The organism is Mesorhizobium sp. M2A.F.Ca.ET.043.05.1.1 (assembly GCF_003952445.1).
Lineage (GTDB): Bacteria > Pseudomonadota > Alphaproteobacteria > Rhizobiales > Rhizobiaceae > Mesorhizobium.
On sequence record NZ_CP034446.1, the window covers coordinates 2,358,917 to 2,380,095 of the forward strand.

Below are 21,179 nucleotides of genomic sequence, written 5' to 3' on the forward strand. Positions count from 1 at the left end.
CTTAACCGGCTCAACTTATCCTCTGCCAGCCTTTTGCGACAGTTTGATTTCATCGATCTTGCAAACTGGCATGTTATGCTCCAGATGCAGGCGGGTCACACCCACTGGCCGAACCCAATTGGAGACGACGATGGCAGGCGGTAGCATTCCCCACTTCCAGAACGACGCGGGCCATCCGGTCATTGAGATCGGCGTCAAGGAATTCATGTGCACCGGCGCCAACCCGCCTTTCGACCACCCGCACGTGTTCCTCGACATGGGCGACGACAATGAAAAGGTCTGCCCCTACTGCTCGACGCTCTATCGCTATTCGCCGTCGCTGAAGGCGACGGAAACGCAGCCAGCCGGCTGCCTCTATGTCGACCAGGCCGCCTGAGCTTTCCCGACCATGATTGAAGCACGGTCCCGGCAAGTCGTCATAGCCGGGGCCGGCATCGCCGGACTGACGGCAGCACTTGCCTTCGCCGAGCGCGGCTTGCCGGTGAAACTCTTCGAGCAGGCCAAGCAGCTCCAAGCGGCCGGCTCCGGCCTCCAGCTGGCTCCAAACGCAACCCGCATTCTGCGCCGTCTTGGCGTACTCGACCGCCTGTTGCCCAACGCGGTCCGGCCCGAAGCGGTGGTGCTGAAGGATGCGAAAAGCCTGCGCGAGCTGGCCCGCGTGCCGCTTGGCCAGGCGGCCGAGAAGCGCTGGGGCGCGCCCTATCTGGTGGCGCACCGCGCCGACCTGCAGGTGGCTCTGGCGGAGGAAATGGCAGGGCGGTCGGATATCGAGCTCGTCACCGGCGCGCGGGTGACAGGCATCGCCGCCGACCAGCGAAGCGTGACCGCGACGGTCGAGGCCGACGGCAAAACCACGTCGGTTGCAGCCGGCCTGCTGGTCGGAGCCGATGGCGTCTGGTCGACAGTTCGCGCGCAGCTTGCGGCCCGGGACGCCGCTTTCACGAAAAGCCGCTTCTCGGGCCGACTGGCCTGGCGCACCACCGTGGCGGTCGACAGCCCCGCCGGGCAGGCTTTTGCCGAGATCGGAGCGGCGGGCTGCGTCACAACCTTCCTGCATCCCGGCTTCCATTTGGTCGCCTATCCGGTGAGCAAGGGCCGCACCGTCAACCTCGCCGCCTTCACCAGAGGCGAACGGATCGCGGAAGGCTGGTCAGGCCATGCCGACCCGGCCATCCTGTCCAATGCCGTGCGTGGCACCGCGGCGATGCTCGCGAAGCTCGTCGCGCTGGCGGGGCCATGGACGGCGTTTCCAATGCACACTGTCCGGCAACAGCGCTGGGCCGTCCCGCAAGGCATCGCGCTGATCGGCGACGCCGCGCATGCCATGACGCCGTTCGCGGCCCAGGGCGCGGCCATGGGGATCGAGGACGCCTCGATGCTCGCCAATCTGGTCGCCGATTTTCCGGGCGATCCGGCCCACGGCCTCGCCGTCTGGGAAAATCTCAGGCGGCCGCGCGTCGAAAGGGTGCTCAAGCGCGGCGCGTTCAACCGGCTGACCTGGCACGCCTGGGGACCGGTGGCGGTCGCCCGCAATCTGGTGCTGGCGACACGGCCGCCGGAGAAGCTCGCCGCGGACCTGGATTGGCTTTATGGCTGGGAGGAACCCAAGGTGGTGCGGGGGTAGAGCACCCGAGGACTCGATTCACGGTACTGCGTCAGTTATACAATCCCATCGACCACCACAACGATACCGGCAGCGGGTTCCACCAACCTGTTCGCAGGCCGGCGACGCGTAATCCGGCCGCCGTCCAAGTGTTGCAACCGACCAGCGCGTTGAAATGGCCGTTGGCTTCGTAGAAACGGTCGAAGGCCGAATAGCCGGCATTGCCGATGGCCATCGGACCGTCTGATCCCTGCCGGAAACTCGCCGCGATGTAGTCGAGGAGGGCTGCAAAATGCGCCTCGTCGATGTCGAAGCCGGCGACATCCGGATGCGGCTCCTTGATCGTACCGGCGACATCGACATGCATCACCGAGGCGTCGAGCGTCAGCGCCTTCAACACCGGCGCGGCCTTCAATTGCGACCATGTGGGCGTCTCCAGGTAGAAAGCGCGGCCACCCCAGCCGAAGACGATGTAGCGTGCATCCGAGGCATCCATCGGCAGACCGGCATCGGCGAGGAAAGCAAACCGCCGGCGAACGCCGTCATCCAGAGGGATAGCGATGTCGGTGTGGATCGGGTTCTTCAGCACCAATATGCGCCGTGTCCCCTCGCCTTCGGCCTTCGCCGCGGGCCAGAGCGGGCGCGGCACCATCGCGCCGAGCGCGGCGGCCAGAAGCACCGCTCCGACGAGCATTGCCAGATATCGCAGGATTGTTCTCATCGGGCGCGGCAGGTCCGGACGAGAAAAATGAAAGGCGAAGCTTTCATCGCTATTTCCGAGATTAGCCGAAGCCGTTCGTGACTTCGTTAGCCTCGGGCTTGACCCGAGGATCCATGCCGTGACCTTTGCCGTAGAGCGCGACGGAGCAGAATTCTGCAAACATCGCAACGCCTTAGCGTCACGGCATGGATCCTAGGGTCTACGCGCGTCGCTTCGCTCCTTGCTCCGCCCTAGGATGACGAAGGCACGGGCACGAGCCACCTCCCAGGAAACTGTTCCCCGCTCAGTGTAGGATCTGCGACAGGAACAGTTTCGTGCGCTCATGGCGCGGGTGGTCGAAGAACTCGGCCGGCGTGTTCTGCTCGACGATCTGGCCCTGATCCATGAAGATCACGCGGTTGGCGACCTTGCGGGCAAAGCCCATCTCGTGGGTGACGCACAGCATCGTCATGCCCTCTTCCGCCAGACCCACCATCGTCTCCAGCACTTCCTTGATCATCTCGGGATCAAGCGCCGAGGTCGGCTCGTCGAACAGCATGATGCGCGGGTTCATGCAGAGCGAGCGCGCGATCGCCACGCGCTGCTGCTGGCCGCCGGAGAGCTGTCCGGGATATTTGTTGGCCTGCTCCGGGATCTTGACGCGCTTGAGGAAATGCATGGCGATTTCCTCGGCCTGCTTCTTCGGCATCTTGCGCACCCAGATCGGCGCCAGCGTGCAGTTCTCCAGGATGGTCAGATGCGGGAACAGGTTGAAATGCTGGAACACCATGCCGACCTCGCGGCGCACCTCGTCGATCTTCTTCAGATCGTTGGTGAGTTCCTTGCCGTCGACGATGATCTTGCCCTTCTGGTGCTCTTCCAGTCGGTTGATGCAGCGGATCATGGTCGATTTGCCGGAACCGGACGGGCCGCAAATGACGATGCGCTCGCCGCGCATCACCTTGAGGTTGATGTCCTTCAGGACATGGAACTCGCCATACCATTTGTGCATGCCGACAATGTCGATGGCGACGTCGGTGGTCGAGACATGCATCTTTCCGGCATTGACCTTGAGGTCTTCCGCGCTGACGGCGTTTTCGGTGGTCATGGCCAATTCCCCTTTTTATCTTTTGTAGCCGGTGTCGAGCCGGCGTTCCGTGTACATTGAATAGCGCGACATGCCGAAGCACAACAGCCAGAAAACAAAGGCGGCAAAGATCAGGCCGGACTTCGGGGTCTGCGGCGTCGCCCAGTTCGGGTCGGCGAAGTTCTGCTTCACCACGCCGAGCAGGTCGAACATCGAGATGATCAGGACCAGGCTGGTGTCCTTGAGCATGCCGATGAAGGTGTTGACGATGCCTGGGATGACCAGCTTCAGCGCCTGCGGCAGCACAATCAGGCCCATCTTCTGCCAGTAGCCGAGGCCGAGCGAGTCGGCGCCTTCATACTGGCCCTTCGGGATCGCCTGCAGGCCGCCGCGGACCACTTCCGCCATATAGGCGGCGGCAAACAGCGAGACGCCGATCAGGGCCCGCAGGTATTTGTCGAAGCTGACGCCTTCCGGCAGGAACAGCGGCAGCATGACGCTGGCGAAGAACAGCACCGTGATCAGCGGAATGCCGCGCACCGTCTCAATGAAGACGACGCATAGCCATTTGATGATCGGCATCTTCGAACGCCGACCGAGCGCCAGCACGATGCCCATCGGCAGCGACACGGCAATGCCGACGAAGGACAGGCTGAGCGTGACCAGCAGCCCGCCCCAACGCGGGGTCTCGACATGCGGCAGGCCGAACACGCCGCCGACCAGCAGGACGAAGGCGACGATCGGCAGCACGACGAAGAGCAGAAGCGCGTTCAGCCCCTTGCGCGGCACGCGCGGGATCAGCATCGGCACCAGCAACACCACGAACAGGATGGCGACCAGAATCGGCCGCCAGCGCTCCTCGATCGGATAGGTGCCGAACATGAACTGGCCGAACTTGGCGTTGACGAAGGCCCAGCAGGCGCCGGTCCAACCGTCGGGCTGGATGCCGCCTTGCGAAGCGGTCGTGCACACCGTGCGGTCAGGGCCGGTCCAAACGGCGTTGATGAAGGCCCAGTTGATGATTTGCGGCAAGACCCACACCACAATGGCGATGCCCAGCACCGTGAGGATGGTGTCGCCGACCGAACCGATCAGGTTTTTGCGCACCCAGGCATAGGCGCCGCGTTCGGTAGGCGGCGCCGGCTGCGCCAGCGCCATCTCGGTGCGCACCCAGGACATATCGTGTTCCTGCATGGCTTACCTCTCCACCAGCGCCATTCTGGCGTTGACGATGTTCATGACAAAGGACGTCACCAGGCTCAGCACCAGATAGGCGATCATCATGATGAACACGCCCTCCACCGCCTGTCCGGTCTGGTTCAGTACGGTGCCGGCGGTGGCTGTCAGATCGGGATAACCGATGGCGATGGCCAGCGATGAGTTCTTGGTCAGATTGAGGTATTGGCTGGTGAGCGGCGGGATGACGATGCGCATCGCCTGCGGAATGACCACCAGCCGCAGGATAGGACCGGAGCGCAGGCCAAGGGCCGCTGCCGCCTCGGTCTGCCCCTTGCTGACGCCCCTTATGCCGGCGCGCACGATCTCGGCGATGAAGGCCGCGGTGTAGAAGGACAGCGCCAGCAGCAGCGACAGGAACTCCGGCTTGATCCAGAAGCCGCCTGTCAGGTTGAAGGTCGATTGCTTCGGGAAATCGAAGCTGAGCGGCATGCCGCTGAGCAGGAAGGCGAGCACCGGCAGGCCAATGATGAGAGCGACCGACGTCCAGAACACCGGGAATTGCTGGCCGGTTGCCCGCTGCCGCTGCCGCGCCCTGTGGGCGACGAACCAGGCCATCGCGATGGCAAGCAGCAATGCGACGCCGATCAGCCAGGAGCCATCTCCCCAGACGGCGCGCGGCAGATAGAAACCACGCTGGTTGAGGAAGGAGCCGAGGGGCAAATGGATGCTCTCGCGCGGCGGCGGCAGCACGGCCAGCACGCCGGAATACCAGAAGAAGATGACCAGCAGCGGCGGGATGTTGCGGAAGATCTCGACATAGACCGTGCAGATCTTGCGGATCAGCCAGTTCTGCGACAGGCGGCCGATGCCGATCAGGAAGCCAACAACAGTGGCAAGCACGATGCCGGCGACGGCAATGATGATCGTGTTGAGCAAACCGACGACCAGCGCTCGGAAATAGGTCGAGTCGGACGTGTAGGCGATCGGCGTGTCGGAGATGTCGAAGCCGGCCCTGCTCTTCAGGAAGCCGAAGCCTGAGGCGATGTGTAGGCGCTGGAGATTTTCGATGACGTTGTGGACGATCCACCAGATCGAGCTGAACAGCAGGATCACCACCAGCGTCTGAAAGAACAGGCTGCGTATTCTCGGGTCATTGATGAAGGAGCCGCGGCTCGGCTCCCCGCGAAGGATTTCCTGCGAAGCCATGGACCGTCCCCTGGAAAGAGAAACCGGGAGGCAGACGACCTGCCTCCCGGATCACGTTTCGATCAGCGGATCGGCGGGCCGTATTGCAGGCCGCCCTTGGTCCACAGCGCGTTGATGCCGCGCGCGATCTTGAGCGGGCTGCCCGAACCGACATTGCGCTCGAACATTTCACCATAATTGCCGACAGCCTTGACGATGTTCACGACCCAGTCGTTGGACAGGCCGAGATCGGCGCCGTACTTGCCGTCCGGCTCGGTGCCGAGAAGGCGCTGGATGTTCGGATCGGTCGAGGTCTTCATCTCCTCGACATTCGCCTGGGTAACGCCGGCCTCCTCGGCGTTGAGCAGCGCGAAATAGGTCCAGCGCGCGATGTGGGCCCACTGGTCGTCGCCCTGGCGCACGGCCGGGCCGAGCGGCTCCTTGGAGATGATCTCGGGCAGCACGACGTGATCGGCCGGCGAGGACAGTGTCAGGCGGATGCCATAGAGGCCGGACTGGTCAGTGGTGTAAGCGTCGCAGCGGCCGGCATCATAGGCGGCGTTGACCTCTTCCAGCTTCTCGAACACGACGGGATTGTACTCCATCTTGTTCTTCTTGAAGTAGTCGGCGAGGTTCAGCTCGGTCGTGGTGCCGCTCTGCACGCAGACGGCGGCGCCCGAAAGCTGCAGCGCCGAGTTCACGCCCGGCAGCTTCTTGGCGTTGATCATGAAGCCCTGACCGTCATAGTAGGTGACGCCGACGAAATCGAGGCCGAGCGCGCTGTCGCGGTTGCTGGTCCAGGTGGTGTTGCGCGACAGGAGGTCGATCTCGCCCGACTGCAGCGCGGTGAAACGCTCCTTGGCGCTGAGCGGCGTGAACTTGACCTTGGTGGCGTCACCGAAGACGGCGGCCGCGACGGCGCGGCAGAAGTCCGCATCGATGCCTTTCCAGTCACCCTTGTCGTCCGGCGCCGAAAAGCCGGCGAGACCGGTCGAGACGCCGCATTGAAGAAAGCCCTTCTGCTTCACGGTATCGAGCGTTCCAGCCGAAGCGGCGGACGCCATGAACCCGAGCGCGGCGGCGCCAAGAATGCCGATTGCAATGTGTTTCATGACCCACAGACCCTTTTCTGTTACAGGCGCCCCTGCTGCCAGGCGACGCTTGATCTTTTTTCGTTTGTGAATGCAGCTCCCACTTCAAGGCCCACTCCCGGACCCGCATCGGTTGCCGATGCGCTGCCTCCCATTCACGAAACGCATCGAAGGCGATTATTCCTGTGAGGTCAAGGGAAATGACCGAAAGCTCAAAGGTTTGAAAAGCAATTGCCGCAAATGCCTGAATTGCGGACAAGAGCCCATGAAATCGGCAGGCCATGCGAACAAATCAGTCAAGTTGCGGCGGCGCGAATCCGTGATCCGCGGGCCGAATCCGCTTCGGCAATAGCGGTGCTTTATTGAGCGCAGGTGGGATTGGATTGGCCCAGCCGAAGACGGGCTTTTGGCGGGCCCGGCGCGGTTGCGTGGGCTTTGCCGCCGCTTTATGGCTGGACCCCCGACATCATTCGATAGGCGACGAACCATGGCTAAAGACGGCATCGGAATCGGCACCAACACGCTGCTTGCCCATTCCGGCAATAACCCGCGCGACTACTTCGGCTTCGTCAACCCACCGGTCGTGCACGCCTCCACGGTGCTTTACCCCGATGCCGCCTCGATGGCCGGACGCAGCCAGAAATACACTTACGGCACGCGCGGCACGCCGACGATGGATGCGCTGACGCTCGCCGTCGACGCGCTGGAAGGCTCGGCCGGCACCATCGCGGTGCCTTCGGGATTGGCGGCGGTGACGGTGCCGCTGCTCGCCTTCCTTGCCGCCGGCGACCATCTATTGATCGTCGACAGCGTCTACCATCCGACGCGCCACTTCGCCGGTACGATGCTGAAGCGGCTCGGCATCGAGGTCGAATATTACGAGCCGCGCATCGGCGCCGGCATCGCCTCGCTGATCAGGCCCAATACAAAAGTGGTGTTCACCGAATCGCCTGGATCGAACACCTATGAGGTGCAGGACATCCCGGCCATCGCCAAGGTGGCGCATGAAGCGGGCGCCACCGTGATGATGGACAACACCTGGGCGACGCCGCTCTATTTCAAGCCGCTCGACCATGGCGTCGACATCTCGATCCACGCGGCGACGAAATATCCGGCCGGCCATTCCGACGTGCTGCTTGGCCTGGTTTCGGCCAACGAGGCCTGCTGGACGAAGCTTTATGACGGTTTCTGCACGCTGGGCTGCTGTTCCGGTCCGGACGATGTCTACCAGGTCCTGCGCGGCCTGCGGACGATGGGCGTGCGGCTCGAGCATCACCGCAAGTCCGCGCTCGATGTCGCGCGCTGGCTGGAAGGGCAGCCGGGCGTCGCGCAGGTGCTGCACCCGGCGCTGGAAAGCCATCCCGACCATGCGCTGTGGAAGCGCGACTTCTGCGGCTCGAGCGGCGTCTTCTCGATCGTGCTCCAGGGTGGCGGGCAGAAGGCCCAGCACGCTTTCCTCGACGCCCTCAAGATCTTCGGGCTCGGCTATTCCTGGGGCGGCTATGAGAGCCTCGCCGTGCCGGTCCACCTCGGCGACCGCACCATCGCCAAAGGCTCTTATGCCGGTCCGCTGATCCGTCTGCAGATCGGGCTTGAGGATGTCGAAGATCTGAAGACCGATATCGCGCGTGGGCTGGCGGCGGCTGCCGCCGGCTGACAGGTTGACCCGCAGACGCTGGCCGCCCACGCGATTGATACAGGCAAAGCCGCTGGCGGCATGTCCCCCACAGCGCGCCGCGCAATAATATTCTCTCCGGCCGCGAATTTACGGATTGGTTTGGCTTCCAAATCCGTGACTTCAGCGGCATTGCGTGCAGCGCAATTCCACCCATTCGATCAAGGGCCTGCCATGGCGTTTCGCCTCTTTGTTCCAATCCTCGCCGGAGCGACGCTTCGCGAGCGGCTGCTCGCCTGCATCGGCGCGACCATCGGCATCGCACTCACCGGCATGATCAGCGGGCTTGCGACGGGTAGCGGTCCGCTTGTGGCGATGCTGGTGGCGCCCATGGGCGCCTCCGCGGTGCTGCTCTTTGCCGTTCCCTCGAGCCCGCTGGCGCAGCCCTGGTCGATCATCGGCGGCAACACGATTTCGGCGCTGGTCGGCGTAACGGTGGCGCATTTTGTGCATGACACGGTGATCGCCTCCGGCCTCGCGGTGGCCCTGGCGATCGCCGCCATGTCGTTCACGCGATCATTGCACCCGCCGGGCGGCGCGGCGGCGCTTACCGGCGTGCTCGGCGGGCCGGCGGTTGCCGCGGCCGGCTTCCTGTTTCCGTTTGTGCCGGTGGCGCTGAACTCGACCATCCTGGTCGCGCTCGGCTTCCTCTTCCACAAGCTGTCGCGCCGCAACTATCCCCATGTGCATGTGCCGGCCAACAGCGGTCACGGCACAGCCGACCGGCCGCCAGCCGAGCGCGTCGGTTTTCGGCCCGAGGATGTCGATGCGGCGCTCTCGGCGCTCGACGAAACCTTCGACATCGACCGCGATGACCTGGAGCGCCTGCTGCGTCAGGTCGAGCTGCAGGCGATGGTGCGCTCGCAGCGCACGCTGCTTTGCCGGGACATCATGTCCCGCGATGTGATCTCGGTGCCGGAAACGGCCACGGCCGACGAGGCGCGCAACCTTTTGATCGACCACAACATCCGCACCTTGCCGGTCGTCGACGCGGAAGGACGGCTCACCGGCGCAATCGGCCTGCGCGAGCTGACGAGGACGACCGACACGGTGGGAGGGGTGATGTCGAAAGCAAGCACCGCTTTGCCCGACATGCCGGCGATGAGCCTGCTGCCGACGCTAACCGACGGGCGCAGTCATGCGGTGGTGATCGTCGATGGCGGCCGGCATATACTTGGACTGATCACGCAGACCGACCTGCTGGCTGCGGCCGCGCGCGTGCAACAGGCTGGCAAGGCGCCGTTGAAAGCGGTGGCCTAGGAGCAAATGCAGGAAAAGTGTGACACGGTCTTCCGCCTGAAAGTGCATGGAACCTGAAGCGGTTCAGCGCTTTCGTGAAACGCCGAGCCGCTTCAGACAGGGCGGCAGCCAGCCAAGTGGACCGCCCGGTCGAGACGCCGCGTGGCGCCCGTGGCCTTGTCCGGCCGGGCGAGATGCGCCCATGAGCCGTCATAGACCGCCTGCCGCCGCTCGATCCAGGCGGTCAAGCCTTCGCGCAGGTCTGCTGTCGGGGCAACGCGGGCGAATTGCTCAGCCTCCACCAGCAAGCCTTCCGCTATGCTCGAGTTGATGCCACGCGCCACCGCTGTGAGGATGCTGGCAACCGCTGTCTGCGAATGACTGACGATGCGGCGCGCAAGGTCAAAGGCCGCCCGCATCAGCTCTTCGTGCGGCACGACCTGGTTGACCAGGCCAAGCTCGGCGGCACGAGCGGCGGAGAATGTCTCACCGGTCAACAGCAGCTCCAGCGCGCGCTTGCGGCCGGCAAGCCGCGGCAGCCGCTGCGTGCCGCCGAAAGTCGGCGGCATGGCAAGCTTGATCTCCGGCTTGGCGAACAAGGCGCGGTCGCTGGCGACGGCCAGCGGCACCGCTTCGGTGATCTCGCAGCCGCCGCCAAAGGCGAGGCCGTTGACGGCGGCGATCACCGGCTTGCGGAACGCTTCCAGCCGCGCCGTCAGACGCTGGCCGCGCATGACGAAATCACGCAGCGCGACATCGGTGCCCTCGGCCACGCTCAACGAGAATTCGTGGATGTCGCCGCCGGCGGAAAAGGCGCGTTCCCCTGCCCCTGTGAGGATGACGGCGCGCACGCCATCATCCGTCTCGATCAGGTCGAGACGCGAAAGCAGCCGGTCGATCAGCGCGTAATTCAGCGCATTCAGCCTATCGGGTCGGTTGAGGGTGAGGATCGCGACGCGGTCGCGCGTCTCGCTCAGCACAAGGTCGGTCATGGCTTTTTCCTTTTCCGGTGGTTCGGCGGATAAGGAGCAGGCTTTCGATTGCTTGTATATTCACTAGTCGGTATACTTACACGATGAACGAAAAGACCAATCCCACGCGAAAACGCCTTGTCGACGCGGCGACTAAGCTCTTCTATGCCGAGGGCATCGGCCGCGTCAGCGTCGACGCCGTGGCCGAGAAGGCAGGACTTACCAAGCGCACGCTCTACTACCATTTCAACAGCAAGGACGATCTGATCGCGGCCTATCTCGAAGGACGCGACCAGCCCAATCTAGAGCAGATGGCGGGCTGGTTCGATGCGGCGGAGGGCGGCGCGGACAAAAAGGTCGAGGCGATGTTCACCAACCTGGCACGGGTTGCCCGCCATCCCAAATGGAAGGGCTGCGGTTTCCTGCGCACGGCGGCCGAGCTGGCGGCGATGCCGGGACATCCGGCGGTGAAGGCTGGAGCACGCCACAAGACCAATTTCGAGAAATGGCTGGCCGGCGCGCTTTCAAGCCACGATGTCGCCCAGGCGAAGATGCTGGCGCGCGAGATCGTGCTTTTGATGGACGGCGCCTTTTCCAGCATGCTGATCCATCACAATCCCGACTACGTCAACGCCGCCGGCCATGCCGCCGCGACGCTGATACGGGCGAGGATGGCGGGCAAACACGCAGCTTAGATCGTGGATGCTCGCGGCGCGTCGATTGAGGCGTTCGAGGGGGGCCTCTTCAGGACAAGGCCAGCCAGGCGGTGCCGGCGAGAAGCGTCACCAGCGTCATCGGCAGGCCGACCTTGAAGAAAGCGGAAAAGGAAAGCTCCTTGCCGGCCACCTTCGCCTGCTCGGCGACGATCAGGTTGGCGACCGAGCCGAGCAGCGTGAAATTGCCGGCCAGCGTCGAGCTCATCGCCACGACCAGCCAGGCGCGCTCCGGGTTCTCCAGCCCGGGAACGAAGGGACGGAGCGCCAGCACCGCCGGCACATTGCTCATGATGTTGGAGAGCACCGCGGTGAAGCCCGAAAGCCGCCAGACATCGTCGAGGCCGATGTTCTTCGCCCAGGCGATCATGTCGGGCGTGAGCAGCGTGCGCTCGGCGCCAGCCACTACGACGAACAGGCCGGCGAACATGAAGAGCAGCGGCCCGTCGATCTCGCGATAGATGCGCCGAGGCTTGATGGCCCGGGTGACCAGCAGGAAAGCGCCGGCAATCAGCGCCGCCTTGGCGACGGGAACGCCGGCGAAGAAGGCGAGCGCCAGCAGCACGCAGACGATGGTGGCCTTCAGCACCTGTCCGGGCAGCATGCGCCCTCGATACACTTCCGGGCTGAGTTCGGCGGGGCGGGAGAATTCGGCGCGGTAGACGATGCGTATGATGACGATGACGCAGAGCAGGCCGAACAGGGCCACCGGCGCGAGCGCCAGCGTGAAGGCCGGATAGGAAATGCCGGACAGCGCGCCGATCACCATGTTCTGCGGATTGCCGGTGATGGTGGCGACGCTGCCGCAGTTCGAGGCGGTGCAGGTGGCGATGAGGTAAGGCACCGGGTTGCGGTTGATGACGCGGGTGACATGAACGACGATCGGAGCCATCACCAGGCAGATCGCGTCATTGACCAGGAAGGCCGAGAGCACGCCGGTCAACAGCGTCACCATGACCAGAAGCATGAAGGGCGCATGGGCGTGTTCGATGGCAAAGCCGCCAAGCGCCCGAAACGCGCCCGAAACCTTCAGATGCGCGACCACAATCATCATGCCGAGGAGCAGCGTGATCGTGTCGAAATTGATGGCCTTGTAGGCATCCTCGATGCTGATCGCACCGATGGTGATCATGGCGGCACCGCCGAGCAGCGCGATCCCGGCGCGGTCAAGCCGCAGCCCAGGAATGCGGCCAACCGCGACGCCGGCATAGGTAAGCACGAGGATGAAGAGCGCGCCCGCGCCGGTCCATGTCATTGCAAGAAGGTTCCCGTTGCCTGCCCTGTCCGCCAGAATCGGCCGGAGGACGGCTCGGCCTCACATTTAACAAGGGTGGCGGAAAGGGAAAGTGTGCAAGCGCAGCAAAGCGTGATGGCGCTTTCATGGCTTTCACATTCCTAAACCCTAATGTAAAGAACGGTGAATTAACATATCTGACCGATAATCCAGGCGTTGGGGGACTAAACGGATGAACACGGTCGTTGAAGCGGAACATCGCGTCCTATCGCGGGAGGAATTGATGCGTCCGCAGGAATGCCCCCGCTGTCACGGGGCGAAAAAAGTTTTCGTTTGCGCGCGCTGGCTAAGCTCCAACGGCCATTGCTGCCCGGAGGGTACCCACCGGATTAACTGCCCAGGACACAGCATCGCCTGTCTCGAATGCAGCGGGCGCGGCGGCTAGAGCGTTTCACCGTTTCACGGAAAAACGGCGAACCGCTCTATCTCTTGTTATTACGCAATTCCGGACGGAAAACCTCTCACACTTTTCCTGGAATTGCTCTATCGGTACCCGACAGCCGCCGATCGACCACAGCGCCGCCGCGGCGGAATCCTGTACTCTGGCATTGGCCGAACGCCGCCGTCATTAAAGTTTGACATAGGCAGGTCCGCCGGGGCTGTTGTGATCAAAGCCCGCCGGACTTGGCTATTGCCTTGCGCGTCACCGACGCCTACCACTTGGCGAATTTCACGATTTTCCTCAGGCCCCCGCAAAGCAATGATCGTCCGACTGCGACGCGCCCTGCGATGGCAAGCGCTTCCGCTTCTTGCCGGCTTTGCCGTTGTCGCGCTGATCATAACCGCGCGCGCCATTCTCGCCGAAGCGCAGATCGCCGACCGCGACGCCAGCCGTGAAGCGATTGAAGCCCAGCAAACGCTTTCGAGCCTGCTTTCGCTCGCCCAGGACGCCGAGACCGGCCAGCGCGGCTATCTGTTGACCGGCGAGAAAAACTATCTGCTGCCATACCAGCATGCGGTCGAGGCGCTGCCGGCGCTGCTCAAGCGCGTCGATGAGATGTTTCCGGTCGGCAGCGATCGGGCGCAGCAGGTGGCCGGCATCAAGGACGCGCTTGCCCGCAAGCAAGCGGAACTCGCTGAGACGATCAGGCTCTACGACACGGGCAACACGGCGAAAGCGCTGGACATCGTGCGCGGCGGCAGGGGCAAGCTGGACATGGACCAGATCCGCGCCAACATCGATGCGATCCGGCGCATCGACGGTGCGAACCTCGCTGCCCGTGCGGAGCGGATGGAACAGATCGAAGGCTGGCTGCGCATCGGCTCATTCGCGGCGCTGCTGGGCATCTTTCTGCTCGGCATCTATACGATCCGCCAGTCCAGCCGCCGCTTCCGAGAAGTGGCTGCCGCGCAGGACGCATTGAGCGCCAAGAACGCGGCGCTGCTGAACGAGATCGACACGCGTGAGAAGGCGGAGTCGCAGCTTCGCCAGGTGCAGAAGATGGAGGCGGTGGGCCAGCTCACGGGCGGCATCGCGCATGATTTCAACAATATGCTGGCTGTCATCACCAGCGCCATGAACCTCGCGCAGCGCAAGCTCGCTCGCGGCGAGCATGACGTGCAGAGCTTCGTTGAGGCGGCGGCCGATGCCGCGGCACGCGCCGCCAACCTCACCGCCAGGCTGCTTGCCTTTTCCAGGCAGCAGCCGCTGGCGCCGCAGATCGTCGATGCCAATCGGCTCGTCACCGGCATGTCGAACCTTTTACGGCGCACGCTCGGCCATGCGATCGAGATCGAAACGGTGCTGGCGGGCGGACTTTGGAAAACTCATGCCGACCCGAACCAGGTCGAGAACGCCATCATCAACCTGGCGGTCAACGCACGCGACGCCATGGATGAAGAGGGCAAGCTCACCATCGAGACCGCCAACTGCCATCTCGACGAGGCCTATGCGGCGGCGCATCCCGAAGTGAAGGCCGGTCAGTATGTCATGATCGCGGTAACGGACACCGGCGCGGGTATGGCGGCGGACATCATGGCCAAGGCTTTCGAGCCATTCTTCACCACGAAGCCCGCGACCAAGGGAACCGGGCTCGGTCTCAGCCAGGTGTTCGGCTTCGTCAAGCAATCCGGCGGACACGTCAAGATCTATTCGGAGCCCGGCGAGGGCACGACAATCAGGATCTATCTTCCGCGCTTCACCGGTCCGGAGGAAGCGGCGCCGCCGGTAAAGACCGGCGGCAGGAGCGATGTTCCGGCAACCGAAACCGTGCTGCTCGTCGAGGACGATGCTCGCGTGCGTGCTTCGACGGTCGCCGCCTTGCTGGAGCTCGGCTATACCGTCATCGAAGCCGCGGGTGGTGACGAAGCCTTGGAGAAACTCGGTCAGAACGCCGCCATCGCGCTGATGCTGACGGATATTGTAATGCCGGGCATGAATGGCCGGCAACTCGCCGAACGGGCTCGCAAGCACTCCCCCTCCCTGAAAGTGGTGTTCATGACCGGCTTCACGCGCAACGCCGTCGTGCACAATGGCGTGCTCGACCACGATGTGCACTTCATCGCCAAGCCGTTCACGCTGGAGCAACTGGAGGCGAAGCTCCGGGACGCGCTGGCTTGATTTGTCCGGCCGTTCTTAGATCCGTCCGAGCACGACCAGAATAATGACGATGACAAGAACCAACCCGAGACCGCCGCCGCCATAATAGCCCGTGCCGTAGAACGGCCCGCCGCCCAGGCCGCTGAAACCACCAAGCAAGGCCAGAATCAGAATAATGATAAGAATTGTGCCGAGACCCATGTTCTTTTCCTCTCTGAGCGCAAGCCGGCGCTTTTCATCACGAAATCAACTCGCAAGGGGCGCGCATGTTCCACCCGGCTCCGGGCCGATGCTATTCGGCCTTGGCCGATTGGGACGACACGATCGGCGGCGCAGGGTTGGCTTCAAGTCTGATCGGGACCAAAAACATGAGCGCGATCGCAATCGCGATCGACGCAATGATGGCCGCGGTGCTGATGATGTCCTTCATGTTCGCATCCTGAATATTCAAAGGTGCTGAACAACGCTGCTCAATACTTCCCGTTCCACTTCGCCTAGCGGAACCTTTTTCAGAGGCGCGACGTTGGGGACAGCCCGGTTGGGGCAATCCTGGCGATAACGGAGGCTCGCTTATGGGCGTATCGGTACTCATCGGCATCCTGATCACCTTCCTGGTGGTGATCCTGGTGCTCTATCTCGTGCAGCGCTTGCCACTCGATGCCCGCGCGCGACAGATCGCGCAGATCATCGTCATCATCATCGGAATCATATCATTGCTCAAATATCTTGCGGTCTTTTAGCCATATTCAGCACCGAAACCCCGAAGCCCGCTGTCCATGAGAACCCTGTCGACCGCATGCCTCGCCGGCAACTTGTTGAGCGCCGCCACGCTGCTGTGCGCCGCGAGCGCCACGCCCGGCCGGACACGCGCGCCATGACCTCCGCGCAGACGCAGGCGCTGATCAAAAGCGACCATGCGGTGGTTTTGACCACCGGTCTGGATGCTTATAGCCGCTTCGTGCGGCAATTCGGCAATGAGTGCGACTGGCCGGAAGTGCCAATATCAACAACCGTTCCCGCCAAGGACGGCGAGTGCCGCGTCTATCGGTGCGAGGAGCCGGTCGACCTTCCCGACCGATAGCCGCCTCTTGCGGTCCCGCGCGGAACCATAGCAACCCCATATGGGTTGTACGGGCCAGCGGCAGAACTGGCCGGCCCCGACTTGGTTCTGCGTGTAACAGCGGGAGGAACGGCAAATGCCTGAAATCGCGCGCACCGGCAGTTGCTTGTGCGGCGGCGTGCAGTTCCGCGTGGCCGGCGAGCCACGCCGGGTCGGCCTCTGCCACTGCAAGGATTGCCGCAAGACAAGCGGATCGGCTTTCCATGCCTATGCCGTATGGCCGCTTCAAGCGTTCGAAGCCAGCGGGATCACCAGCACCTATGGCGCTCGAAGTTTTTGCCCCACCTGCGGAAGCCGAGTTCCATTCGTTGGCGAAGAGGAAGTCGAGGTCACGATCGGCAGCCTTGACGTCGCGCCGACCGAAGGGCTTGTGCCGGACTATGAGCTCTGGATCGGGCGGCGCGAATCCTGGCTGCAGGCCCTCCCCGAGGCGCATCAGTTCGAGCATGACCGGGTCGCAGTTGATTCGGCCGCCGGCTCGACCCGGAGCCGCGGCAAAGGTCAGCCTAGGTCGGATTGCCAGCGGACTTAGGTCTGAACGGCAATGACCTGCCGTCCAGGAAACCCTCCGGCGCCGCACGGAAAGGACTGGCTGCCGATTGAGATGCCAAGCTTTTCTCCAAGCTCCGTCTGTTTCAACCACCGGTAGGTTTGTCGGTCAATCAGCCGCCGGCAGCATTCACGGTGAGTCGTCACCTGCACGTTTCAGGCAGCGACATTCATGGCGTTTTATCCGCTTTGCGGAACGCAAGAATTTTTAGCCACCCTCTTTCGCAATACAACCTTTTGGTTTGCTTTTCCTGCCGGCCGCTTGTGTCAGCGCGTGAAATACCAAGCTGCAGCTGCAATATCGAAGTGAAAATTCTTTAAGCTTAAGAAATTTTTTAGACCATTGCTTTCTGGTTGTATCAAAATATGACGCTCGGAATTGCCACAGGTAGTAAGGCTTATGATTTCAGACCTTGTACAAAAGGCCACCTTTGTTTCTTTCATTTTTTGCTACATAGTGCTGCCGAATCTTGAAACCGGACGGGGCGGTTTTCATGACGTCGGCGCCTGAACACGGCCGAAACATGCATATGCGGTATCCACCGATTGACGGGTTCTGGACCTGGGACGTCAAGCGTGACCGTGTCTATGGCGACGCCAACCTTTCAGATTATTTCGGCCTGACACTCGACGAATTCTCGCATGGCGCCTCGCTGGAACGCTGCATGCAAAGCATCGATGTGGATGACCGGCCCAGGGTCCGATTGGCGATCCGCAAGGCGATAGAATGCAAATCTGGCTTCAGGGAAGTTTACAGGGTCCGGTCGGAAAAGATGGGGCTGCGCAAGATCCTGGCCGTCGGCCAATGCTACGTAGACGGTGTGGGCGAGGCAGCGCTCTACCCTGGTTGGTTCGTCGATCTGACGAAGGATGCCACCTGCGAGGAACAGTCGCTGCGCGAGATCCACAATCACGTCGAACAAGCCAAGGACATCGCGCGATCGATCGGACACGACCTGTTGTCCTATCTTCTGGACAACGTCGAGGAAGAGGTCGAGCAACGGCTTGACGGAAGGCTGAGGAGGCGAAGATCGTCCTGAGGCAGCTTTCGCCGATCGTTTGCGGGTCAGCTTCGCTTGCCGCGTCTGCCGACCTCAGCCGTGACCATGCGCGCGAAATGCGATTGCGGCGATCGGTGCTCGATGAGCTTGGCGCGCTCAAGCGCAGCATCGCCGTAAAATTCGATCAGCACCCCGGCTGCCCGGACGGCATCGGCTTTCAAGCGGCCGAAATCGACTTGCCCGTTTTCGAACGAGGGCTCGCTCCTGGCAATCACGTCAAGCATGGCTTGCAACTTGTCAGGAGTGCTGCCCTCGTCTTCGTTCATGGTCGCTATCCGATTGGGCGCGTAAAATATCGACATTTCCGCACAATGTCCAACAGGTTCGCTGGCCGGGCGTCAGTGCAACCGCGGGCAGCCGCACCGCGCACGGTGTCACAACTTTCATACAAGCATAGTGATCCAGACTTACCGCGCAGACATTCGGGGGGCACCCATGGACCAGCCTAGCAAAATGGAAAACCTGCAGTTTGCGCAGGGGATATTGCGAGAACTTCGCCAGAAGGCCGAAGCCGACGGCGAAAAACTCCTGACCTATCTCATCGACATGGCTTATCTCGAGGCCAGCGACCGCATCCGCGCCCACTGGATCGGCACCCACGAACATGAAAGCCGCCGCGCCAAGGGCTGAGCCGCCTAAGGCAATTTGATGCTCGCCGCGGTTTTCCATGCGGAACCTGCCGGGATCGATTTAGCTGGAGCGGTTCAGCGTTTGCGCAAGGCTGAATCCGCGCAAGCCCAGAGAAGCATCCTGAACGCAAAAAAGCCCGCCATGCCTCTTCGGCATGGCGGGCTTTGCTTGGATGAGCAAGGCTAAATGCGATAGCCTCGCCGCCAATCTATGATGCGGCAGCCTTCTGGCGGACCGGAAGCTTCCACCCCGGCCGCGCGAAGTGGCAGGTGTAGCCGTTGGGATAGCGTTCCAGATAGTCCTGATGCTCGGGCTCGGCTTCCCAGAAGGGGCCCACCGGAGCAAGCTCGGTGACGACCTTGCCGGGCCACAGGCCGGACGCATCGACGTCGGCGATCGTGTCCTCGGCGATCCGCTTCTGCTCGTCGCTCGTGTAGTAGATCGCCGAGCGATAGCTCATGCCGATGTCGTTGCCCTGGCGGTTCTTCGTCGTCGGATCGTGGATCTGGAAGAAGAATTCGAGCAGCGTGCGGAAACTGGTCCTGGCCGGATCGAAGATGATTTCGATTGCCTCGGCGTGAGTGCCGTGATTGCGATAGGTCGCGTTGGCGACATCGCCGCCGCTGTAGCCGACCCGGGTTGAAACCACGCCGGGCAAGCGCCGGATCAGATCCTGCATGCCCCAGAAGCAGCCGCCGGCAAGGACTGCGCGCTCGGTGGAAGAAGCCATGTCAAACCTCCTTTGGATTGCTCCATAGATAGGCGTTGTGGCCGGATTCTTCCAGCGGCTCGGGGAACATGCCGGGCGCGATTTCGATCCTGCACGATCAGCTATTCGAAGTCGGTCTGAACGGTCGGATTGCCAGCTCGAAGACGATGTCCGAAATCCACATGGCCGAGACGCCAATCAGGAAGGCGGCGGCGAGCGTGGTGGTGTCGTCGGCGGCGTCGGGCATCGGCAGGCCGCTTGCCTGGACCCAGGCGACGGCAGGCAAGGTCAGATAGGCGGCGGCCAAGGCGCCGCAGATGGGCGAGGCGATCATCTCGCGCAGCTTGTAGCGATGGCGCGACAGCGCCCGCAACACGCCGCCGGCGAGCCCCGCCGCCACGACCTGGCCCTTGATGCCCAGAAGATCGAAAATGTTATGCATCACGGCCTCCAGCCACAGAGCTTCTCGCCCTTGCGGTTGTGCGCAAGCAGCGCCCTCGCCTCCTGATCCGACAGCGTTTCGACGGCCCTGGCGGAGAGGCGCATCGGCGCGGCGGCGGCGCAGAAACCGCCCCTGGCTGTCGTGCAGCCGGCAAGCGCGGCGACGGTGGCTGCGAGGATCAATCCCTTGCCCATGACTTCAGCTCCTTCCTGACCGCTTCAGCCGGCAAGGCGCCGATGTCTTTGTCGACCTGGTCGGCGATGTTGCGGGCCACGGCCTCCGCCTCTGCCTGTTTGTTTCGTTCGGCCCTTGCACCGGCAAGGCGCTGGTGAAAGCCCCAGCCGAGCGCGCCGACAAGGCCGGCGCCGATCGCCAGGATCGTCGGATTGGTGAGAAGCCATGCCAGCAGAGCGCTCATAGCAGCACCCCGATGACAAGGCCGGCGGCGAAGCAGGCGGCGCCCACGACCACATACGGCCTGGTGGCCTCAATGCAGGCGGCGAGCAGACCTTGCAGATTTTCCATGGGTCAGTGCTCCCAGCCGAACCGGCGCGCGAGCAGATGCCACCACTCGGCCGCGCCGGCGATGGCAAGTCCAAGACCGGTCTCCAGCGCCATCTGGATATCGGGATCGGCAGAAAACGCCGAGGCATCGTCGGCGCCCAGAAGGCCCCGGGCGACAAGCACGCCCGCGCCATAGCGCAGGGCGATGCGGATGATGACGGCAATCATTGGCAGAACACTCCGAGGAGATTGCAGGGAAGATGCGCGGCCCAGGCGGTGAGCGCGCCGAGCGCCAGCGCGATCAAAGCGAGGATGCCGGCTGCCTTGGCGGGCGACGCAGATTCGGGCGGCGCGGTCGGCGCCACAGCATCGGCGGATGCTGGCGCCGACGGCACGGATACCGTCGTCGTCAGCGGCGCGGCCGATATCAGCAGTGCCTGCCGGCGCACCGAGGCGACACGCGCGCTCCAGCCCCGGCCGAAGCTCGGCCAGGTCGACAGCTTTTCGAGGAAGGCGAGCCGCGCATCGCAAAGCGCGTCGATGACGACGCCGGCGGGCTTTGCCCCCGCGGCCGCCAACGTGGCCGGGCCGATGCGGCCGTCCTGGACAACGCCGAGCACGGCCTGAAGATATTTCGCCGCCCTGCCCGGGCCGCTGTTCACGGCAAAGTCGAAGACGGCGTAGTCGATGCCATCGGGGAGCAGAGCGCCCGCCACGGCATCCCAGTAGAAGCGGCGGTAGACCATAGCGACCTGGTCATCTGAGATCCTGCGCAGTTCAGCCTTGGTGGCATCTGCTTTCACGTAGCGGCGGAAATTGGCGAGCGTGACACCTTTCATGGTGGCGCCGCCCGGATCGGCGGGGTTGTCCGACCAAAGCCCTCGGATT

At 63.1% G+C, this 21,179-nt stretch carries 27 protein-coding genes; 11 read left to right on the plus strand and 16 right to left on the minus strand.

Features of this window, described 5'->3' with window-relative positions; all coding sequences use genetic code 11:
• The first annotated feature begins 130 nt into the window (after positions 1-130).
• Positions 131-376, plus strand: a complete 246-nt coding sequence (locus EJ069_RS11390) for a zinc-finger domain-containing protein (protein ID WP_027169907.1) — start codon at positions 131-133, stop codon at positions 374-376.
• A 12-nt stretch (positions 377-388) separates the two neighbouring features.
• Positions 389-1,624, plus strand: coding sequence for an FAD-dependent monooxygenase (locus tag EJ069_RS11395; RefSeq protein ID WP_126061365.1), 1,236 nt, complete (start codon positions 389-391; stop codon positions 1,622-1,624).
• Between the two features lie 31 nt (positions 1,625-1,655).
• Here EJ069_RS11395 and EJ069_RS11400 read toward each other — a convergent pair whose 3' ends face one another.
• The 5 genes from EJ069_RS11400 to EJ069_RS11420 all read right to left on the minus strand — a co-directional run bounded on the left by EJ069_RS11400 (position 1,656) and on the right by EJ069_RS11420 (position 6,866).
• Entirely contained in the window at positions 1,656-2,324 is a 669-nt protein-coding gene (locus EJ069_RS11400; protein WP_126061366.1) for a TIGR02117 family protein, read from the minus strand.
• 283 nt (positions 2,325-2,607) lie between these two features.
• Complete coding sequence (locus EJ069_RS11405) at positions 2,608-3,411, minus strand: amino acid ABC transporter ATP-binding protein (RefSeq protein ID WP_042646526.1); 804 nt, start codon at positions 3,409-3,411, stop codon at positions 2,608-2,610.
• Between the two features lie 15 nt (positions 3,412-3,426).
• The gene (locus EJ069_RS11410; RefSeq protein ID WP_126061367.1) at positions 3,427-4,584 is read right to left on the minus strand and encodes an amino acid ABC transporter permease; all 1,158 of its coding nucleotides are present in this window, start codon (positions 4,582-4,584) and stop codon (positions 3,427-3,429) included.
• 3 nt (positions 4,585-4,587) lie between these two features.
• Complete coding sequence (locus EJ069_RS11415; RefSeq protein WP_126061368.1) at positions 4,588-5,775, minus strand: amino acid ABC transporter permease; 1,188 nt, start codon at positions 5,773-5,775, stop codon at positions 4,588-4,590.
• A 62-nt stretch (positions 5,776-5,837) separates the two neighbouring features.
• Positions 5,838-6,866 (minus strand): amino acid ABC transporter substrate-binding protein, encoded by a 1,029-nt coding sequence (locus tag EJ069_RS11420; protein ID WP_042646531.1) that lies wholly within the window; start codon positions 6,864-6,866, stop codon positions 5,838-5,840.
• A 466-nt stretch (positions 6,867-7,332) separates the two neighbouring features.
• On the opposite strand from EJ069_RS11420, the gene EJ069_RS11425 reads away from it, so the two are divergent.
• Entirely contained in the window at positions 7,333-8,502 is a 1,170-nt protein-coding gene (locus EJ069_RS11425; RefSeq protein WP_126061369.1) for a cystathionine beta-lyase, read from the plus strand.
• Positions 8,503-8,694: 192 nt separating this feature from the next.
• Complete coding sequence (locus EJ069_RS11430; RefSeq protein ID WP_126061370.1) at positions 8,695-9,780, plus strand: HPP family protein; 1,086 nt, start codon at positions 8,695-8,697, stop codon at positions 9,778-9,780.
• Between the two features lie 92 nt (positions 9,781-9,872).
• On the opposite strand, the gene EJ069_RS11435 is transcribed toward EJ069_RS11430, so the two are convergent.
• A complete protein-coding gene (locus EJ069_RS11435; RefSeq protein ID WP_126061371.1) occupies positions 9,873-10,751 on the minus strand; it encodes a crotonase/enoyl-CoA hydratase family protein in 879 nt (292 codons plus the stop codon).
• 83 nt (positions 10,752-10,834) lie between these two features.
• Between EJ069_RS11435 and EJ069_RS11440 the strand changes: the two genes are divergently transcribed.
• On the plus strand, positions 10,835-11,425 hold the full coding sequence (locus EJ069_RS11440; RefSeq protein WP_126061372.1) for a TetR/AcrR family transcriptional regulator: 591 nt from the start codon (positions 10,835-10,837) through the stop codon (positions 11,423-11,425).
• A 49-nt stretch (positions 11,426-11,474) separates the two neighbouring features.
• On the opposite strand, the gene EJ069_RS11445 is transcribed toward EJ069_RS11440, so the two are convergent.
• A complete protein-coding gene (locus EJ069_RS11445) occupies positions 11,475-12,698 on the minus strand; it encodes an anion transporter (protein ID WP_126061373.1) in 1,224 nt (407 codons plus the stop codon).
• 739 nt (positions 12,699-13,437) lie between these two features.
• Here EJ069_RS11445 and EJ069_RS11450 point away from each other — a divergent pair.
• Positions 13,438-15,297: a CHASE3 domain-containing protein gene (locus EJ069_RS11450; RefSeq protein ID WP_245456507.1), complete on the plus strand. Its 1,860-nt coding sequence runs from the start codon at positions 13,438-13,440 to the stop codon at positions 15,295-15,297.
• A 15-nt stretch (positions 15,298-15,312) separates the two neighbouring features.
• Here EJ069_RS11450 and EJ069_RS11455 read toward each other — a convergent pair whose 3' ends face one another.
• Together EJ069_RS11455 and EJ069_RS32710 are read right to left on the minus strand one after the other, a co-directional pair.
• Positions 15,313-15,477: a DUF3309 family protein gene (locus EJ069_RS11455; protein ID WP_082048942.1), complete on the minus strand. Its 165-nt coding sequence runs from the start codon at positions 15,475-15,477 to the stop codon at positions 15,313-15,315.
• A gap of 91 nt (positions 15,478-15,568) precedes the next feature.
• On the minus strand, positions 15,569-15,706 hold the full coding sequence (locus EJ069_RS32710; protein ID WP_189476291.1) for a hypothetical protein: 138 nt from the start codon (positions 15,704-15,706) through the stop codon (positions 15,569-15,571).
• 142 nt (positions 15,707-15,848) lie between these two features.
• Here EJ069_RS32710 and EJ069_RS11460 point away from each other — a divergent pair, with 142 nt between their 5' ends.
• From EJ069_RS11460 to EJ069_RS11475, 4 genes are all read left to right on the plus strand, one after another.
• The gene (locus EJ069_RS11460) at positions 15,849-16,016 is read left to right on the plus strand and encodes a Thivi_2564 family membrane protein (protein WP_116390104.1); all 168 of its coding nucleotides are present in this window, start codon (positions 15,849-15,851) and stop codon (positions 16,014-16,016) included.
• A 134-nt stretch (positions 16,017-16,150) separates the two neighbouring features.
• Positions 16,151-16,357, plus strand: a complete 207-nt coding sequence (locus EJ069_RS11465; protein ID WP_245456508.1) for a hypothetical protein — start codon at positions 16,151-16,153, stop codon at positions 16,355-16,357.
• A 115-nt stretch (positions 16,358-16,472) separates the two neighbouring features.
• Positions 16,473-16,928 carry a GFA family protein gene (locus EJ069_RS11470; protein ID WP_126061375.1) on the plus strand — a complete coding sequence of 152 codons (456 nt, stop codon included), beginning with the start codon at positions 16,473-16,475 and terminating at the stop codon, positions 16,926-16,928.
• 547 nt (positions 16,929-17,475) lie between these two features.
• The gene (locus EJ069_RS11475; protein WP_126061376.1) at positions 17,476-17,985 is read left to right on the plus strand and encodes a hypothetical protein; all 510 of its coding nucleotides are present in this window, start codon (positions 17,476-17,478) and stop codon (positions 17,983-17,985) included.
• A gap of 26 nt (positions 17,986-18,011) precedes the next feature.
• Here EJ069_RS11475 and EJ069_RS11480 read toward each other — a convergent pair whose 3' ends face one another.
• Entirely contained in the window at positions 18,012-18,272 is a 261-nt protein-coding gene (locus EJ069_RS11480; RefSeq protein ID WP_126061377.1) for a hypothetical protein, read from the minus strand.
• 169 nt (positions 18,273-18,441) lie between these two features.
• Here EJ069_RS11480 and EJ069_RS11485 point away from each other — a divergent pair, with 169 nt between their 5' ends.
• Entirely contained in the window at positions 18,442-18,636 is a 195-nt protein-coding gene (locus EJ069_RS11485) for a hypothetical protein (RefSeq protein WP_126061378.1), read from the plus strand.
• Positions 18,637-18,844: 208 nt separating this feature from the next.
• Here EJ069_RS11485 and msrA read toward each other — a convergent pair whose 3' ends face one another.
• The 6 genes from msrA to EJ069_RS11515 all read right to left on the minus strand — a co-directional run bounded on the left by msrA (position 18,845) and on the right by EJ069_RS11515 (position 21,130).
• On the minus strand, positions 18,845-19,366 hold the full coding sequence (gene msrA / locus EJ069_RS11490; protein ID WP_042646552.1) for a peptide-methionine (S)-S-oxide reductase MsrA: 522 nt from the start codon (positions 19,364-19,366) through the stop codon (positions 18,845-18,847).
• A 97-nt stretch (positions 19,367-19,463) separates the two neighbouring features.
• Positions 19,464-19,787, minus strand: coding sequence for a hypothetical protein (locus tag EJ069_RS11495; protein ID WP_126061379.1), 324 nt, complete (start codon positions 19,785-19,787; stop codon positions 19,464-19,466).
• On the minus strand, positions 19,787-19,981 hold the full coding sequence (locus tag EJ069_RS11500) for a hypothetical protein (protein WP_126061380.1): 195 nt from the start codon (positions 19,979-19,981) through the stop codon (positions 19,787-19,789). Before EJ069_RS11500 ends, EJ069_RS11495 begins: the two co-directional genes overlap by 1 nt.
• Positions 19,966-20,205, minus strand: a complete 240-nt coding sequence (locus EJ069_RS11505; RefSeq protein ID WP_126061381.1) for an ABC transporter permease — start codon at positions 20,203-20,205, stop codon at positions 19,966-19,968. Before EJ069_RS11505 ends, EJ069_RS11500 begins: the two co-directional genes overlap by 16 nt.
• Positions 20,206-20,315: 110 nt before the next feature.
• Entirely contained in the window at positions 20,316-20,519 is a 204-nt protein-coding gene (locus EJ069_RS11510) for a hypothetical protein (protein ID WP_126061382.1), read from the minus strand.
• On the minus strand, positions 20,516-21,130 hold the full coding sequence (locus EJ069_RS11515; protein WP_348639365.1) for a glycosyl hydrolase 108 family protein: 615 nt from the start codon (positions 21,128-21,130) through the stop codon (positions 20,516-20,518). The genes EJ069_RS11510 and EJ069_RS11515 overlap by 4 nt, the downstream gene beginning before the upstream one ends.
• Positions 21,131-21,179 lie beyond the last annotated feature (49 nt).